A 15,112-nucleotide genomic window follows, 5' to 3' on the forward strand; every position below is an offset into this window, starting at 1 on the left:
GTTCAGATTATAGCTAAAGTTTTAGTAAATTTGTGGAGGTAGTTATTTATTAAATGGTTTGATGACTTATGGAGGGTAAGAAGAGGAGATATTTTGATAGGGACATCAGTTGGCTCGCTTTCAATAAGCGGGTGCTACAGGAGTCGTTGGATAAGAGTGTGCCGATATACGAGCGGATCAGCTTCCTCTCGATATTTTCATCGAACCTTGAGGAGTTTTATCAGGTGCGTGTGGCGAGTAACCGCATGGCACTGGAGCGGGCTATCAAAAAGGGGAATAAAGCAGAGGTTAGCCTGAAGCGTGAGAGCTTTAAGGCACTTACCGATGAGGTGAAGTCGCAGGAGGAGCTATTTCGGCAGGCGTGGGAGGAGGTGATGGTGCCAGACCTCTTTGAGGCGGGGGTGAAGGTCTTTACCCATGCGGAGGAGTTTACTGGTAAGATACGTGCTTTTGTAGAGCGATATTTTGAGGAGGAGGTCTTTCCTTACCTTCAGCCGGTGCTGGTGAGTCCCAACCTTATGAATGTCTTTGTACGGGATAAGCGAATCTACCTTGCAGTCTATGTACGTCGCCATTCGGATAGCAAGAAGAGGATTTTTATGATTAAGCTACCCTTTACCAAGGCTCCTCGCTTCTTGCGACTACCCGACTTTGAGGGTCGTTACTCCTTTACCTTTTTGGACGAAGTGGTGCGTGCTGGTCTGGATAAGATCTTTGTGGGCTACGACGTGCTTGGTTCTTATAGCTTTAAGGTCTCCCGTGATGCCGATATAGAGCTCGATGAAGGGGCGGGCGGTATTGACTTGGCGGAGCATATAGAGGAGCAGATATCTAAGCGTAAGACTGGTGCGGTGACGCGCCTGCAATTTGATGATATGATGCCGGCGGTGGTGCTGGAGCAATTGGTTCAATCATTGAAGCTAGGACCGGAGGTGCTGCTGCCAAGTCGTCGTCACCTGCAGTTACAAGACCTTCGGAAGCTACCCAATCCGATAGGACCTGAGTATGAGCAGCAGTACCATACCCCTATCCCTCACTACAGATGGGATCAGTGCCCAAATAAGTTGGATCACCTCCTTAGGCAAGACGAAGCGATCTTTGTGCCCTATACTAGTTTTGATTACCTTCTGAGCACACTACAGGCGGCTTCTACTGATCCTCGAGTGAAGGGGATCAAGCTGACGCAGTATCGTGTGGCGGAGGATTCGGAGGTGATTGATGCACTGATAAAGGCGGCTACGCAAGGCAAGGAGGTGACGGTCTTTGTGGAACTGAAGGCGAGATTTGATGAGGAGAATAATCTGCAAACCGCTCAGCGGATGATCCGCCACGGCGTCAAGATACTCTACTCTCTGCCGGGGCTTAAGGTGCATGCCAAGACTTGCTTTATAGAGTTTCACCCAGAGGCGGTGCCAGGGAAGTGTGGCATTGCCTGCTTTAGCACGGGCAACTTTAATGAAAAGACAGCGAAGTTCTACTCGGATGTACTGGTCTTTACCAGTCGGCAAGAATTGGCGTACGATCTTTCGCAACTCTTCCTCCTCTTGGAGCAGGGCGATACCACGCATACCTTTGAGCATCTCCTCGTGGCTAGCTACGGCATGGTGGAGCAGATCTACCAATTGATCGACTATGAGATTGCCGAGGCGAAGGCGGGGAGAAAGGCACGAATGGTGCTCAAGATGAATTCTATAGAGGAGCAAGGGGTGATTAATAAGCTCTATGAGGCGTCGGAGGTGGGAGTGGAGATTGACCTCCTAGTTCGTGGTATCTGTAGGGTGATCCCCAGCCAACCATTTAGCCAAAATATCCGGGTGATACGTCTGCTAGATATCTACCTAGAGCATGCACGTATCTGGTACTTTTACCACGGGGGTGAGGAGCGCTACTACGTCTCTTCGGCAGATTGGATGACCCGCAATCTCTACCGACGGATAGAGTGTGGTGCCCCGGTTTTGGCTCCCGAGATTAAGGAGTTCTTAGGAAAGGTATTGGACCTCTGCCTCAGTGACAATGTGAAGGCTACCTATCTATCTTCCGAACTAGAGAATATCCCTAAGCGTGACCATCCTGAAAAGGCTATTCGGACGCAAGAGGAGATGTATCGGGTGGTGAAGGATTTTAATCATCTGCCCCCTTTCACTACTTGTCACCTACCAGAGGAGCAGGTAAAAGTGCCTAGCCTAGAGCGTACCCCTCGTACCAAACAGAGCTGGCTTGGGCAGCTGATTTTTGGACAAAAGAAGTAAACAATTGATAGAGAAATAAGATATGTTTTCAGGAATAGTAGAAAGCACAGCCACTGTAGTGAGAGTGGTGAGAGAGGAAGGAACGGAAAATGTACACTTGACCCTTACGGCCCCCTTCGTGGAGGAGCTGAAGGTGGACCAGAGTATCTCGCACAATGGTGTCTGCCTTACGGTAGTGGCCATTGACTTGGAGGAGCGTAGCTACACCGTTACGGCGATACTTGAGACGCTACAGCGCTCCAATCTAGGCGACTTGAAGCCTGGGGACTTGGTCAATCTGGAGCGAAGTATGACGGTGGATGGTCGACTGGATGGCCATATTGTACAAGGGCATGTGGATACTACTGGAGTATGTTCCGAGATACGCGAGGCGGAGGGAAGCCACTATTTCCGCATTGAGTACAGTGTCCCCAAGGAGATGGCTCTGCGTGGCTATATGACGGTAGAGAAGGGCTCTGTCTGTGTCAATGGGGTGAGCCTCACGGTGGTGAATTCTACGCCCAATAGCTTTGAAGTGGCAATCATCCCTTATACCATCGAGCATACCAACTTCAAGACACTTGAGGTGGGTAAAAGGGTCAACCTGGAGTTTGATATCATTGGCAAATACCTTGCCCGCATCATAGAGATTCAGCAATCATGAGCCTACAGGATTTAGCTGCCACTCGGCAGAGTGATCGGAAGTACGACGAGAATCGCCCTGTACCTAGAGAGGTGATAGAGCGCATCTTGGAGGTGGCCCGCTTGGCTCCCTCGGCTACCAACTCTCAGCCGTGGCACTTTATCGTGGTTGATGACCCTACCACTCGTGCTGAGGTGGCGGCGACACTCACAACCCCTTTGGTACCAGGAATGAATAAGTTTGCAGCGACGGCACCTGTCCTCCTAGTATTGGTGGAGGAGTCGCCCAATGCCGCGGGCAAAGCGGGTTCGCTCCTCCTCAATAAGCACTTACCTGCGTATGATATAGGGATTGTGGCTAGCTACATTACCCTTGCAGCACGTGAGGAGGGACTTGGTAGCTGCATCATGGGGTGGGTCAATGAGCGTAAGCTTCGCAAAGTACTAGGGGTGTCGAGAGGCAAGAAGCTCCCTCTAGTGATCTCCCTTGGCTACTCGGTTCAGGAGCTCAGAGCCAAGAAGCGTAAACCCCTATCGGAGCTCCTTTCTTACAATAAAAATTCAAAATAAATAGAGATAGACTATGGCACAAAAACCCTCAATACCTAAAGGGACGCGCGACTTCTCACCTGAGGAGATGGCGAAACGCAACTATATATTTGATACCATTAAGAGTGTCTACCGCACCTATGGATTTAGGGAGATAGAGACACCCGCAATGGAGAATCTCTCCACCCTTACTGGGAAGTATGGTGCAGAGGGGGATAAACTACTCTTCCGTATCCTCAATAGTGGGGATAGCCTTAAGGGCTTTAATCGGGAGGAACTGCTTACGATAGACCCTGCTGAGTTTGCAGCTCGTGCATGCGACCGAGGGCTACGCTACGACCTCACGGTGCCCTTTGCCCGCTATGTGGTGCAGCACCGCAATGAAATTACCTTCCCTTTCCGTCGCTTCCAGATACAGCCGGTTTGGCGTGCCGATCGACCTCAAAAGGGGAGATACAGGGAGTTCTTTCAGTGTGATGCCGATGTGATCGGTTCTGACTCCCTTCTCCATGAAGTGGAGCTCACTCGTATCATTGATACGGTCTTCCACCGTCTCAATATCTCCGTTACTATCCACCTGAATAATCGCAAGTTGCTCACAGCTATTGGTGAGACTTTAGGCATTGAGAATATCATTGACCTGACTGTAGCGATTGATAAGCTAGATAAGATTGGTTGGGAAGGGGTTCGCTCGGAGTTGCTCTCCAAGGGGATCACCGAGGCGGCGTGCGACCAGCTACACCCTATCCTCAACTTTGAGGGCTCTAATGAGGAGAAGCTACAAAAGATGAGTGGCCTCTTTGCCCAAAGTGAGGTAGGGCAGAAGGGGATAGAAGAGCTGAGCTATATCTTTGAGATGCTACAGCTCACACCGCTCTATAATAAGGTGGTTCTTGACCTTTCGCTCGCTAGAGGATTGGACTACTATACTGGTACTATCTTTGAGGTGAAGGCTAATGATGTGGAGATTGGTAGCATCACGGGAGGTGGTCGATACGATAACCTCACTGGCGTCTTCGGACTAGATGGTGTGAGTGGTGTGGGGATCTCCTTTGGTGCCGATCGTATTTTTGATGTGCTGAATCAGCTAGACCTTTATCCAAAGGAGGCTACTTCGGGTACCCGTCTGATGTTTGTCAACTTTGGGGATAAAGAGGTGCGCTATATCCTTCCTCTCCTCACTCTGATGCGCAAGGAGGGGATCGCCGTAGAGCTCTATCCCGAGGAGTCGAAGCTCAAGAAGCAGATGAGCTATGCCAATGCCCTTCAGATCCCTTACGTCGCTTTCGTTGGTGAGGAGGAGGTGCAAAATAAGACCATCACTCTGAAGAATATGGAGAGTGGCGAGCAAAGTGCCCTTTCGCTAGATGCATTGATTGCTAAGGTACGATAGAAAGTGGAGACGATCTCGGATCATAAACTGAGTATGCAGCTGGAGCTGTGGCCATTTCACCTTGACCTGAGGGGGCGGTATCCGCTGAGCCAATTGGTGAGTAGGATGATACATGTGGCGGGTGAGCATGCTACTCACTTCGGCTATGGAATTGACCACTTGATGGCACACGGAGCTAGCTGGGTACTTAGCCGTATGAGTATCCGATTTTTCCACCCTATAGGGGTGGACCCACTCACCATTACCACGGGGGTGACGGACTGGGTGGGTATCTCTACCGATCGTGTCATTACCTTGGAGCAGGGAGGTCGGCTGGTGGCAAGTGCCTTTACCAAATGGATAGGGATTGATATTCGGAAGCGAATGCCACTGCCTATCGATACCCTACTCACGGACCGCTCTGTCCGATCTTCATTCCCCGACCTGGAGCTTCCCGATATTCCACGCCGCCTTATGGATCGTGAGATGGCTGCGAAGCTCCGCTCTGTCTACTTTCACAAGGTACGCTACTCCGACTTGGATATCAATCGGCACGTCAATTCCTCTGTCTGGATCTCTCTCGCCATGGATGCTCTCCCCATTGCTCATATCATAGAGGAGGAGATGGCGGAGGCTCATCTGAGGTTTGTAAAGGAGGCACGACTGGGCAATGAACTTCTGGTGAAGCACTACTCGGAGGGGCCGGTAGACTATGTCCAAATAGAGCATGAGGAGGCGGTCTGTTTCCAACTAATGATAGTGAGAAAGTAGGATGGCAAAGAAGGTGAAAAAGATCAAACCGCCAATGGTAAAGCAGGATCCTCGCACGGAGAGGGTCACTATCCTTTTCTCAAAGGAGGAGGAGAAGATGATCAATTACTATGTGAAGAAGTACAAGTACAGTAGTCGCTCAGCTCTGATTCGGAAGATTGTGATGACTCATGTGCTGGGGGAGCTCAATGCCAATTATCCTACGCTTTTTGACCAAGATCTCTCTGATGATGACTGAGCAACCTATTGCCCCTTTTTCGGATCAATACTTTATGCAGCAGGCACTGCAGGAGGCTCGACTTGCCTATGAGGCTGAAGAGGTACCTATCGGTGCAGTGATTGTCTCTCGCGATACGGTGATAGGGCGGGGGCACAACCTTACAGAGACGCTACAGGATGTCACTGCCCATGCCGAGATGATCGCCCTTACGGCGGCTCAAAACTATCTAGGCAGTAAGGTACTGCCCGATTGTACACTCTACGTGACGGTGGAGCCGTGTGTGATGTGTGCCGGTGCTATCCGCCATAGCCGCCTTATGCGAGTGGTGTGGGGAGCAGACGAGCCCAAGACGGGCAATACACGCTTTGCCGATGATCTCCTCCACCCTTCTACCCTGGTTACCCGTGGTGTCCTAGCTGAGGAGTGTGCCTCTCTAATGCGTGACTTTTTCCGTCATCGCCGATAAATAGAGGCAATTAAAAACAATCGGGCGTCGCTGAACTATCAGCGACGCCCGATTGTTTTCAATATTGATCAGGGGATCAACCGAAGTCATCAAAGAAGATGCTTTCGCGTGATACGCCCAGATCATCGAGCATCTTCAGTGCAGAAGCCGCCATAGGACCAGGACCACACATGTAGTACTCAATATCCTCAGGAGCTGGATGATCCTTGAGGTAATGATCGTAGATCACTTGGTGGATAAAGCCAGTATAGCCTGTCCAATTGTCCTCCGGCAGAGCTGCCGATAGTGCAATGTGGAAGGAGAAGTTAGGGAACTCCTTCTCTAGCTTACGGAAGTCTTCCTCATAGAAGATCTCCACCTTGGATCGAGCACCATACCAGTAAGATACCTTACGCCCTGTCTTGAGGGTGTTGAATAGGTGCAAGATCTGAGCACGGAGTGGAGCCATACCTGCACCACCACCGATATAGAGCATCTCGGCATCGGTATCTTGGATGTGGAAGTGACCATAAGGGCCCGACATCATCACCTTATCTCCAGGCTTTAGGCTAAAGATATAGGTAGAAGCAATGCCAGGAGGCACCTTCATCCAACCACCATTCTTGCGGTCGAATGGAGGGGTAGCGATACGTACGTTGAGGGTGATGATGTTACCCTCTGCAGGATAGTTGGCCATAGAGTAAGCACGTACAGTCTCCTCGGTATTCTTACCGGTCAGACCCCACATATTAAACTTATCCCACTCAGCCTTGAAAGGCTCCTGAATCTCCATATCGGAGTACTTAACATCGTACTTCGGAATCTTAATCTGTGCGTACGAACCAGCCTTGAACTCCATGTGCTCTCCCTCAGGAAGCTTCACTACAAACTCCTTGATAAAGGAAGCCACGTTGCGGTTGGAAATCACCTCGCACTCCCACTCCTTCACACCAAAGACCTCCTCAGGTACCTTGATCTTAAGGTCTTCTTTTACCTTTACTTGGCAGGAGAGACGGTAGTGGTCGTTGATCTCTTTACGGGTAAAGTGAGGCTTCTCTGTAGCGAGAATCTCACCGCCACCATCTACCACTTGGCAGCGACACTGCCCGCAGGTACCTTGTCCACCACAGGCACTTGAAAGGTATACCCCTTGATTTTGTAGTGTGGTGAGCAGGCTACCACCTTGTGGTACTTCTAGCTTTTTGTCATCGTTGACGGTAATGGTGACATTACCCGAGGCTACTAGCTTGGATTGTGCTAGCAGCAATAGTACCACGAGCAACAGTATGGTCACTAGGAACACCACTGTGCTGACGATTATCGTGGTTGTTGAAATTGCTAAGAATGTCATTATAATATTCGCTTATTAGATATTTCGTTTCCTTAAATGCTGAGCCCTGAGAAAGCCTGGAAGGCGATACCCATCAGTGCTGTGATGATAAAGGCCATACCTAGACCACGGAGTGGCTTTGGAGTGTCGTTGTACATCATCTTCTCACGGATAGCGGCCAGACCTACAATAGCAAGTAGCCAACCAATTCCTGAACCGAAGGCATAAACTGCTGCTTCGCCGATATTGGGGAATGCGCGCTGCTGCATAAATAGTGAGCCACCAAGGATGGCACAGTTCACAGCGATAAGGGGTAAGAAGATACCGAGCGAATTGTATAGTGAGGGGCTAAACTTCTCCACCGCCATCTCGAGGATCTGCACGAAGGCAGCAATCACGGCGATGAAGATGATCAGGCTAAGGAAGCTGAGATCCACCTCGGCAAGGCTAGGATCGATCCACTGAAGTGCCCCTGGCTTGAGTACATAATTCTCGAGTAGCCAGTTGAGTGGCAAGGTGAGTGTCAGTACTACAGTCACCGCTACGCCTAGGCCCAAAGAGGTCTTGACATTCTTGGAGATGGCAAGGTAGGAGCACATCCCAAGGAAGTAAGCGAAGACCATATTGTCCACAAAGATGGACTTGACAAATAGACTTAAATATTCCATATCTTAGATATTATCTATTGATGTTCGTGTATTCACTTACTAATATTAATTCTCCTCCTGTAGCTCAGGATTGATACTGCGGTGTACCCAAATGATCACTGACACAATAATCAGTGCCATAGGGGGTAGGATAAAGAGGCCGTTATTGACATAACCAGCATCGTAGAAGCTCTGAGGAATTACCTGATATCCCAATAGCGTACCAGAGCCAAAGAGCTCACGGAAAAAGCCAACGATCACTAGGATTAGTCCGTAGCCAAGTCCGTTGCCAATTCCATCAAGGAAGGAGGGCCAAGGCTTATTGGTCATCGCAAAGGCCTCTAGTCGCCCCATCAAGATACAGTTGGTAATGATCAGTCCCACAAATACCGAGAGCTGCTTATTAAGCTCAAAGGCATACGCCTTCAGCACCTCGCTCACGATGGTTACAAGGGCAGCCACTACCACTAGCTGTACGATCACACGAATATTATTGGGGATGGTCTTGCGGAGTAGTGAGATAATCACGTTGGCAAAGGCCACCACCACTGTTACAGAGAGTGCCATCACGATGGCTGGCTCTAGCTTACTGGTGACAGCAAGTGCCGAGCAGATACCCAGGACTTGTACCACCACAGGATTATTCTTGCTGATAGGGTCCAGCAAGGTTGCTTTATTCTTTTTATCAAATAGTGCCATAATGAGATGTTACTTTCTTAGAGTGTCTAGATAGGGTCGGTAGATCGAAAGGGAGTTGAAGAGCATATCATTGACTCCGTTGGAGGTAATGGTACCTCCCGAGATGCCATCTACGCGGTCTTGTCCCTCTACCTTAGTACTTTTCTTCACTACTGCGATGCTCTTGAAGTTGCCATCTTTGTAGATTTCAAGTCCCTCAAAGTGTTGTCTAAAGTGCTCGTAGCTAGCGATCTCAGCACCAAGACCTGGCGTCTCACTAGCGTGGGAGAGGTTGATTCCATAGACTGTGCTGGCATCGTCATCGAGTGCAATGTAGCCCCAGATAGGGCCCCAAAGCCCAGCTCCGTGAAGACCAAGTATGTACTTCGTAGTGCCATCAACGTCGGCTACAAATACAGGAGCTGTACCGTCACTGATCTCAGCGAGGTCTTTGGTGAAAGCCTTGTCCTGAACATCCGTCCCCTCACTATCGGGTACGATCTGTCCATCCTTATCTATCAAGAACGCTTCCTTGATCACGGCATGGTATGTGGCAGGCACATCCTCAGGGTACAGCTTAAGTGCCGCTAGGATCTGTGCCATAGTGTCTTTATTGACATTCTCTGTCTGCTTATCCTTCAGTGCCTGTGAGGTAAAGGCAAGCCCTACTGCTACCAAGATCACCATGATAGCAGAGTAGAGAATGACGTAGGTATTACTATTTTTATTCATTGTCTTTTATTCCGTCTCTTACTTATATAAATAGGAGTGAACTCCCTATTACCTACTCTCTACAGCTGCAGTGGCTGCTTTGGTACGCTTGAGTCGTCTCTGTACATTGGCGTCCACTACATAGTAGTCGATCAGTGGTGCAAATATATTCATCAGCAAGATAGCCAGCATCATACCCTCTGGATAACCAGGGTTGAGGGCACGAATAGATACTGCCAAGAAGCCAATCAATAGACCATAGATCCACTTACCTGTCTCGGTACGAGACGAGGTGACTGGGTCGGTAGCCATAAATACGGCACCAAAGGCAAAGCCACCTAGAAGTATATGGTCAATGGCAGGGAGAAGCATCACCCCATTACCGCCGATCGCATTGTAAAGCAGAGCGGTAAGGAAGCCACCACCAAATACCGAAACCATCACCTTCCAGCTAGCCACCCCAGTGATGAGGAGTAGCAAAGCACCGATCAAGATCGCAATAGTAGAGGTCTCACCGATAGAGCCAGGGATTAGTCCGATAAAATAGTCCATTGTGCCGATAGGTTCGCCAATAGCATTGGTAATCACGGGAGTGCCCTCTGCTAGACCAGCTTGTCCGAGAGGAGTAGCACCAGTGTAGGCATCAATTGTAGCGGCATTGCCACCCAAGCCAAAGGCTTTGCCTGTGCGAATGAATACGCTATCACCCGACATCTGAGCAGGGTAAGCAAAGAATAGGAAGGCACGGGTCACCAGTGCTACATTGAATATATTGTAGCCAGTACCACCAAAGACCTCCTTAGCAAATACCACGGCAAAAGCAGTCGCCACAGCGATCTGCCAAAGTGGAGTCTCTACAGGTACAATCATAGGTATCAGCAAGCCTGAAACGAGGAAGCCCTCGGCAATCTCCTCGTGCTTGTATTGGGCCACCGCAAATTCAATGCCTAGTCCCACTACATAGCTCACAATGATCTGTGGCAGTACAGCAAGGAAACCGTACCAGAAGATAGGCCAGAAGCCCATCTCTTGACCTGTCACTAAGTAGTGCTGGTACCCCACATTGTACATTCCGAATAGGAGTGCGGGGATCAATGCCAATACCACTATAATCATCGTCCTCTTAGAGTCGTTGGCATCGTGGATATGTACACCACGCTTGCTCGTCGTATTAGGAACGAAGAGGAAGGTCTCAAAGCCCTCAAAGGTCGACCACAAGCCAGATAGCTTGCCACCCTTCTCAAAATTGGGCTTGATCTTGTCTAGATATTTTCTTAAACCGTTCAAAGCAGTAAATCCTTATATCGTTATTCTTTATATTCCATTCAGTAGACTAGTTGAGCTCCTTGTAGAGTTGGTCTAGTCCCTTGCGGATAATGTATTGGAGCTCCAGTTTGGAGGTGTCCACAAACTCACAAAGTGCGAAGTCCTCTGGTGCCACTTCATAGATGCCTAGCTCCTCCATCTTGTCGATATCAAAAGCGATAACCGACTTGATCAGATACTCAGGGTAGATATCGAGTGGGAAGACCTTGTCGTACTCGTTGCTCACGATGATCGCTCTTGGACCACCCTTGATGCGGGCGTCGAGGTCGTGAGGTCGTGAGGTGCCGAAGAATGCACTTGGATAGTTCCTATTGACGCTAAAGCGCTTAGGGCTAATGGAGGCCCAACCAAATAGCTCATTAGTCTCATCACCCTCTGGGATAGCAGTGATCAGGCTGTGGAATGGGCTGAGGTGTCGGTAGTCACCGATCACCTGAGTGCCAGTGAGTACATTGCCATCGATTAGACGAACCTTTCCGTGCTTAGTATCCAGCTTGTTTTGGCAAAGCTGAGCCACATCGGCACCAGCGATCACCTTAGCATATCCAGCACTCTCCATGCGAGAGCCAGCAAATACCACCTTACGGCTCAAGTCTACCTTGCCAGTAGCTAGGAAGCGACCAAGTAGAGCCAGCTCAGTGATGCCGATAACCCAAACATTCTCCCCCTTATTAATAGGCCTTGTGTGATTGATCACCACACTTGCATTGCCAATAGGGTGAGGGCCTTGCATCTCGTGGATCTCGCAGTTGGTAAGAGAGAGGCCACTGCCAGCCTTAGTGCTGATATGTACCCTGCCGATGGTTAAACGGCTGAGTAGATCTACCGCCTTCTGTAGATAGGGCTTATCCTCTGCGATGAGCTCTAGAGCATCGCCCTCCAATGGAGCACTCTGGTAAGCCGTTACATAGATGTCTCTTGGCGTCTTGGTAGGATCCACTACTCTATCATAAGGGCGATTGCGGAAGAGTGCCAAAAAGCCACTCTCACCGAGTAGAGCGAGCACCTCCTCGGTGCTTTTGCTCTCAATGCCTTGAGTATCAAACTGCTTGTACTCAATGGTCGTGTCGGGCTTCACCTCAATATAGAGGATCTTGCGCTTCGCACCACGACACACTTGGGTCACCTCACCACTAACAGGGGCTGTCAGCTTGAGCATTGGCGCCTCCTTGTGATAAAGCAGTGGCGAGCCTGCTTGTACACGGTCACCTACCTGCACCTCTAGCCTAGGCACAAACCCAGGGAAGTTGTCGGGCGATACACCGTACGAATGGACTTCTCCTACACTCACCTCTACTTTGGGAGCTTCTCCCACAAGGCGGATGTCGAGTCCTTTCTTGGTCTTAATAACATTAGCCATATAGTTCTTATAAGAAACTTATTAAAGTATTATTCCTTGCAAACTTACTATTTTTTAGAGTAACCCACACCTTTTTCCGAAACTTTGTGGCTTTACTCGTTACTATTAGAGGGGAAAGTGTGAAAAAGCATTATCCCAAGGCTACTTGAGGGGGAGGTAGGGGGCGAGGCGAAGGGAGTCGTCGGTGGAGAATTGTCCGCTCTCCATCAGGGCTTTCCATGTGGGCTCTTGGCCACTGCGGAGTATCTCCTTGAGCACTTTTGTGTGCCGCCATTGGAGGTAGGGGTGGCGAGGGATGCTATCTCGGCTAATGGCGAGTGGGGTGGGGGCGGTCTCTATCCGAAAGAAAGGGGCAATCTGATCGTATCGCTCCCGATCCATGCCATAAACCTCCTGCAACTGCTCCACCACGTAGTAGCCACCTAGCAGCTCGCGATACTTGTAGATCCGTCGAGCAAATGAGGCGCCAATCCCTGGTACTCGGGTCAGAAGAAGGGTGTCGGCACTATTGAGATCTATCGTGGCTCCCTTCTCTAGCTTTTTGGGGTAGTGGGCACGTTCTGGTGGGCCAGGGTATCGTGATGTGCGGATAGGGGCAGAGCTAGCCGTTGTCTTTGGCTCTGCTTGCAGCGTGTCCGAGGGGCTCTTTGTCTCAATATATATAGTATCGCGAACCTGATAAGATTGCACCTCATTACTCTTTACACTGGCACTACTTTGTCCACTAAAATAGACGTAGACGATCAGCCCCAGTAGCAATACAAGTAGCCCAATGAGCATCTTGCGATCGCCTTTTGTGATCCCTCCCATATCCTACTCTTTGATAATGCCATCCTCTAGCTTGATGGTGCGGTGGGTGACAGCTGAGATCTGAGGGTCGTGTGAAACGATTAGGAACGTCTGACCCTCCTCCTCATTCAATTGGTGAAAGATCGCATGAAGCTCTCGCCGGTTGTCGCTATCGAGTGCCCCCGTTGGCTCATCTGCCAAGATCAGGAGTGGGTCGTTGATCAGTGCCCTTGCCACCGCCACTCGCTGCTTCTCCCCACCACTCAGTTTGGCTGGTCTATGCTCAAGGCGATGGCTCATGCCCAGTTTGTCAAGGATATCTCTCGCCTTCGCAAGCGATGCCTTCTTGCTTACCCCAGCAATCATACTCGGGATAGCCACATTCTCCACCGCTGTAAATTCGGGTAAAAGCTGGTGCGACTGAAAGACAAAGCCCATCTGCCGATTGCGGAAGTCCGACTGCTCATCACGACTAAGCTGGTGCACCTTCACCCCGTTGATCTCTACACTTCCACGGTCAGGCTTATCCAGAGTGCCAATGATTTGTAGCAACGTGGTTTTTCCCGCCCCACTGGCACCTACAATCGCTACAATCTCCCCCTCCTGCACCTCCATATCTATCCCTTTTAGGATCTCCAGCTTCCCGAAGCTTTTGTGAAGATCCTCCACTTTGATCAGTGTCTTTGCTCGCATTCCTCTACTTTATCAGATGGTCAATAGCTACATAAGCGGCATAGCAACCAGCAACGGCCGGATTGTAGGCAATCGTCCCAGTGATCGACTTCTTATTCTGTTCCCCCTCTGTCACTACAATGGCATGCTCGTGGGGTAACTCCTCAGAGTAAACCACGGGAAACTTTAGCGATACCTCCAGACGCCTTAGTCGCTTCCGAATCATACGTGCCAGCGGGCAGTTCTTCGCTTTGTCCATCCGCCCTATCTTCAGTTGGCGAGGATCCAACTTCGCCCCCGTGCCCATGACACTCACGAAAGGGATCTCACGCTCCACAAGGGCTTTAATCAGGTGCACCTTGGGGCTGAGCGTATCAATCGCATCGATCACAAAACTATAAGGGACCGCATCAAGTAGCTCAAATGTATCCTCATCGCGGACAAATTGAGCCCTCATCTCCAAGTCTATATCGGGGTTGATATCCCTAATCCGTTCGCTCCAAAGCTCCGCCTTGCCCCGCCCGATAGTGCTGTGCAGTGCAATCAATTGCCGATTGATATTGCTACTGTGGACGCTATCACTATCCACAATCGTCAGCTTGCCAATCCCCGTGCGAGCCAACATCTCGGCAACATAGCCTCCTACACCGCCAAGACCCACCAAAAGCACATGGCTCCCCCGTAGCTTCTCCAGTTGTTCGCTACCGAGGAGCAACTCCGTTCGGCTCTGCCACTCTCTCTCTTCATTCATATCCACAAAGGTAATAAAATAAACCTTGCCACCCGACATAGTCCCTATATATATGTGTCCTTACCGAAACGGGAGATGATCATCAAAGAAAACCCCGAAGGGGTTTCATATCATCTGGCACAAGCACGCTTCGGTCGCAGCACCCTGGCGGGTGCTCTAGTAAGGTGTCCGACTCGTCTGACCTGTCTGACCTGTCCGACTTGTCCGATATAGGTACCCTCACATCGGTAGCCCCTCCAGAAAGCCCCCACCATAAAAATAGTCAGCAGGGAGAGTCTTAGGAACTCACTGCTGACTAATATAAGGCGTGCGCCGAGGAAATTGTAAAAACTCCGAAATTAAGGATTTGAGGATGGCTAATGCTCTGAAATCCACCGGTACCCACAAGGAGTACACTGCCCGAAGACAGTCGAGGCCAGTCATCACATCAGTCCAATGATCTCGGAACTGTAATATATTGATGAGTTTCGCATTTGCTCGACGCACGTTGTCTCTATATTTCTCCTCCCTTAATCGGTAGCCCTCTGGCTCCCTTCCTATCACAAAGATAGCTTTTATTTCCAACAATACCAAAACCTAACCCCTAGCCCAAGTTTGCCCCCTAGAGTATATTTTGGGGTG

The 15,112-nt window shown here is 49.9% G+C and carries 16 protein-coding genes; 7 read left to right on the top strand and 9 right to left on the bottom strand.

Translation table 11 applies throughout. The annotated features are described in order from the left end of the window. The first annotated feature begins 68 nt into the window (after positions 1–68). Genes ppk1 through HMPREF3027_RS02920 form a run of 7 tightly spaced genes read left to right on the top strand, consistent with a single transcriptional unit; the run spans position 69 to position 6,248 of the window. Entirely contained in the window at positions 69–2,249 is a 2,181-nt protein-coding gene (ppk1, locus tag HMPREF3027_RS02890) for a polyphosphate kinase 1 (protein WP_070706918.1), read from the top strand. 22 nt (positions 2,250–2,271) lie between these two features. Then, the gene (locus HMPREF3027_RS02895; RefSeq protein ID WP_070706920.1) at positions 2,272–2,892 is read left to right on the top strand and encodes a riboflavin synthase; all 621 of its coding nucleotides are present in this window, start codon (positions 2,272–2,274) and stop codon (positions 2,890–2,892) included. Then, positions 2,889–3,440 (top strand): nitroreductase family protein, encoded by a 552-nt coding sequence (locus HMPREF3027_RS02900; protein WP_070706922.1) that lies wholly within the window; start codon positions 2,889–2,891, stop codon positions 3,438–3,440. The genes HMPREF3027_RS02895 and HMPREF3027_RS02900 overlap by 4 nt, the downstream gene beginning before the upstream one ends. A 13-nt stretch (positions 3,441–3,453) precedes the next feature. Further along, positions 3,454–4,812 (top strand): histidine--tRNA ligase, encoded by a 1,359-nt coding sequence (gene hisS, locus HMPREF3027_RS02905; RefSeq protein ID WP_070706924.1) that lies wholly within the window; start codon positions 3,454–3,456, stop codon positions 4,810–4,812. A gap of 3 nt (positions 4,813–4,815) precedes the next feature. Then, complete coding sequence (locus HMPREF3027_RS02910) at positions 4,816–5,562, top strand: acyl-ACP thioesterase domain-containing protein (RefSeq protein ID WP_246830511.1); 747 nt, start codon at positions 4,816–4,818, stop codon at positions 5,560–5,562. Between the two features lies 1 nt (position 5,563). Then, a complete protein-coding gene (locus HMPREF3027_RS02915) occupies positions 5,564–5,800 on the top strand; it encodes a ribbon-helix-helix domain-containing protein (RefSeq protein WP_070706929.1) in 237 nt (78 codons plus the stop codon). Then, the gene (locus HMPREF3027_RS02920; RefSeq protein ID WP_070706938.1) at positions 5,793–6,248 is read left to right on the top strand and encodes a nucleoside deaminase; all 456 of its coding nucleotides are present in this window, start codon (positions 5,793–5,795) and stop codon (positions 6,246–6,248) included. Before HMPREF3027_RS02915 ends, HMPREF3027_RS02920 begins: the two co-directional genes overlap by 8 nt. A 76-nt stretch (positions 6,249–6,324) precedes the next feature. Here the strand turns inward: HMPREF3027_RS02920 and nqrF are convergent, their stop codons facing one another. From nqrF to HMPREF3027_RS02965, 9 genes are all read right to left on the bottom strand, one after another. Beyond that, the gene (nqrF, locus tag HMPREF3027_RS02925) at positions 6,325–7,578 is read right to left on the bottom strand and encodes an NADH:ubiquinone reductase (Na(+)-transporting) subunit F (RefSeq protein ID WP_021902884.1); all 1,254 of its coding nucleotides are present in this window, start codon (positions 7,576–7,578) and stop codon (positions 6,325–6,327) included. 32 nt (positions 7,579–7,610) lie between these two features. After that, positions 7,611–8,225, bottom strand: coding sequence for an NADH:ubiquinone reductase (Na(+)-transporting) subunit E (gene nqrE, locus HMPREF3027_RS02930; RefSeq protein ID WP_018029020.1), 615 nt, complete (start codon positions 8,223–8,225; stop codon positions 7,611–7,613). A 45-nt stretch (positions 8,226–8,270) separates the two neighbouring features. Then, entirely contained in the window at positions 8,271–8,903 is a 633-nt protein-coding gene (locus HMPREF3027_RS02935; RefSeq protein WP_070706930.1) for an NADH:ubiquinone reductase (Na(+)-transporting) subunit D, read from the bottom strand. Positions 8,904–8,912: 9 nt separating this feature from the next. Next, positions 8,913–9,614 carry an NADH:ubiquinone reductase (Na(+)-transporting) subunit C gene (gene nqrC, locus HMPREF3027_RS02940; RefSeq protein ID WP_070706931.1) on the bottom strand — a complete coding sequence of 234 codons (702 nt, stop codon included), beginning with the start codon at positions 9,612–9,614 and terminating at the stop codon, positions 8,913–8,915. A 48-nt stretch (positions 9,615–9,662) separates the two neighbouring features. Next, positions 9,663–10,880 carry an NADH:ubiquinone reductase (Na(+)-transporting) subunit B gene (locus tag HMPREF3027_RS02945; RefSeq protein ID WP_070706932.1) on the bottom strand — a complete coding sequence of 406 codons (1,218 nt, stop codon included), beginning with the start codon at positions 10,878–10,880 and terminating at the stop codon, positions 9,663–9,665. Positions 10,881–10,926: 46 nt separating this feature from the next. Continuing rightward, positions 10,927–12,279 carry a Na(+)-translocating NADH-quinone reductase subunit A gene (locus HMPREF3027_RS02950; RefSeq protein ID WP_070706933.1) on the bottom strand — a complete coding sequence of 451 codons (1,353 nt, stop codon included), beginning with the start codon at positions 12,277–12,279 and terminating at the stop codon, positions 10,927–10,929. Positions 12,280–12,420: 141 nt separating this feature from the next. Next, positions 12,421–13,089, bottom strand: coding sequence for a ComEA family DNA-binding protein (locus tag HMPREF3027_RS02955; RefSeq protein WP_070706935.1), 669 nt, complete (start codon positions 13,087–13,089; stop codon positions 12,421–12,423). A 3-nt stretch (positions 13,090–13,092) separates the two neighbouring features. Next, positions 13,093–13,761: an ABC transporter ATP-binding protein gene (locus tag HMPREF3027_RS02960; protein ID WP_210400669.1), complete on the bottom strand. Its 669-nt coding sequence runs from the start codon at positions 13,759–13,761 to the stop codon at positions 13,093–13,095. Between the two features lie 4 nt (positions 13,762–13,765). After that, positions 13,766–14,491: a tRNA threonylcarbamoyladenosine dehydratase gene (locus HMPREF3027_RS02965; RefSeq protein WP_083317483.1), complete on the bottom strand. Its 726-nt coding sequence runs from the start codon at positions 14,489–14,491 to the stop codon at positions 13,766–13,768. Positions 14,492–15,112 lie beyond the last annotated feature (621 nt).

It is taken from the genome of Porphyromonas sp. HMSC077F02 (genome assembly GCF_001815465.1).
Taxonomy (GTDB): domain Bacteria; phylum Bacteroidota; class Bacteroidia; order Bacteroidales; family Porphyromonadaceae; genus Porphyromonas_A; species Porphyromonas_A somerae.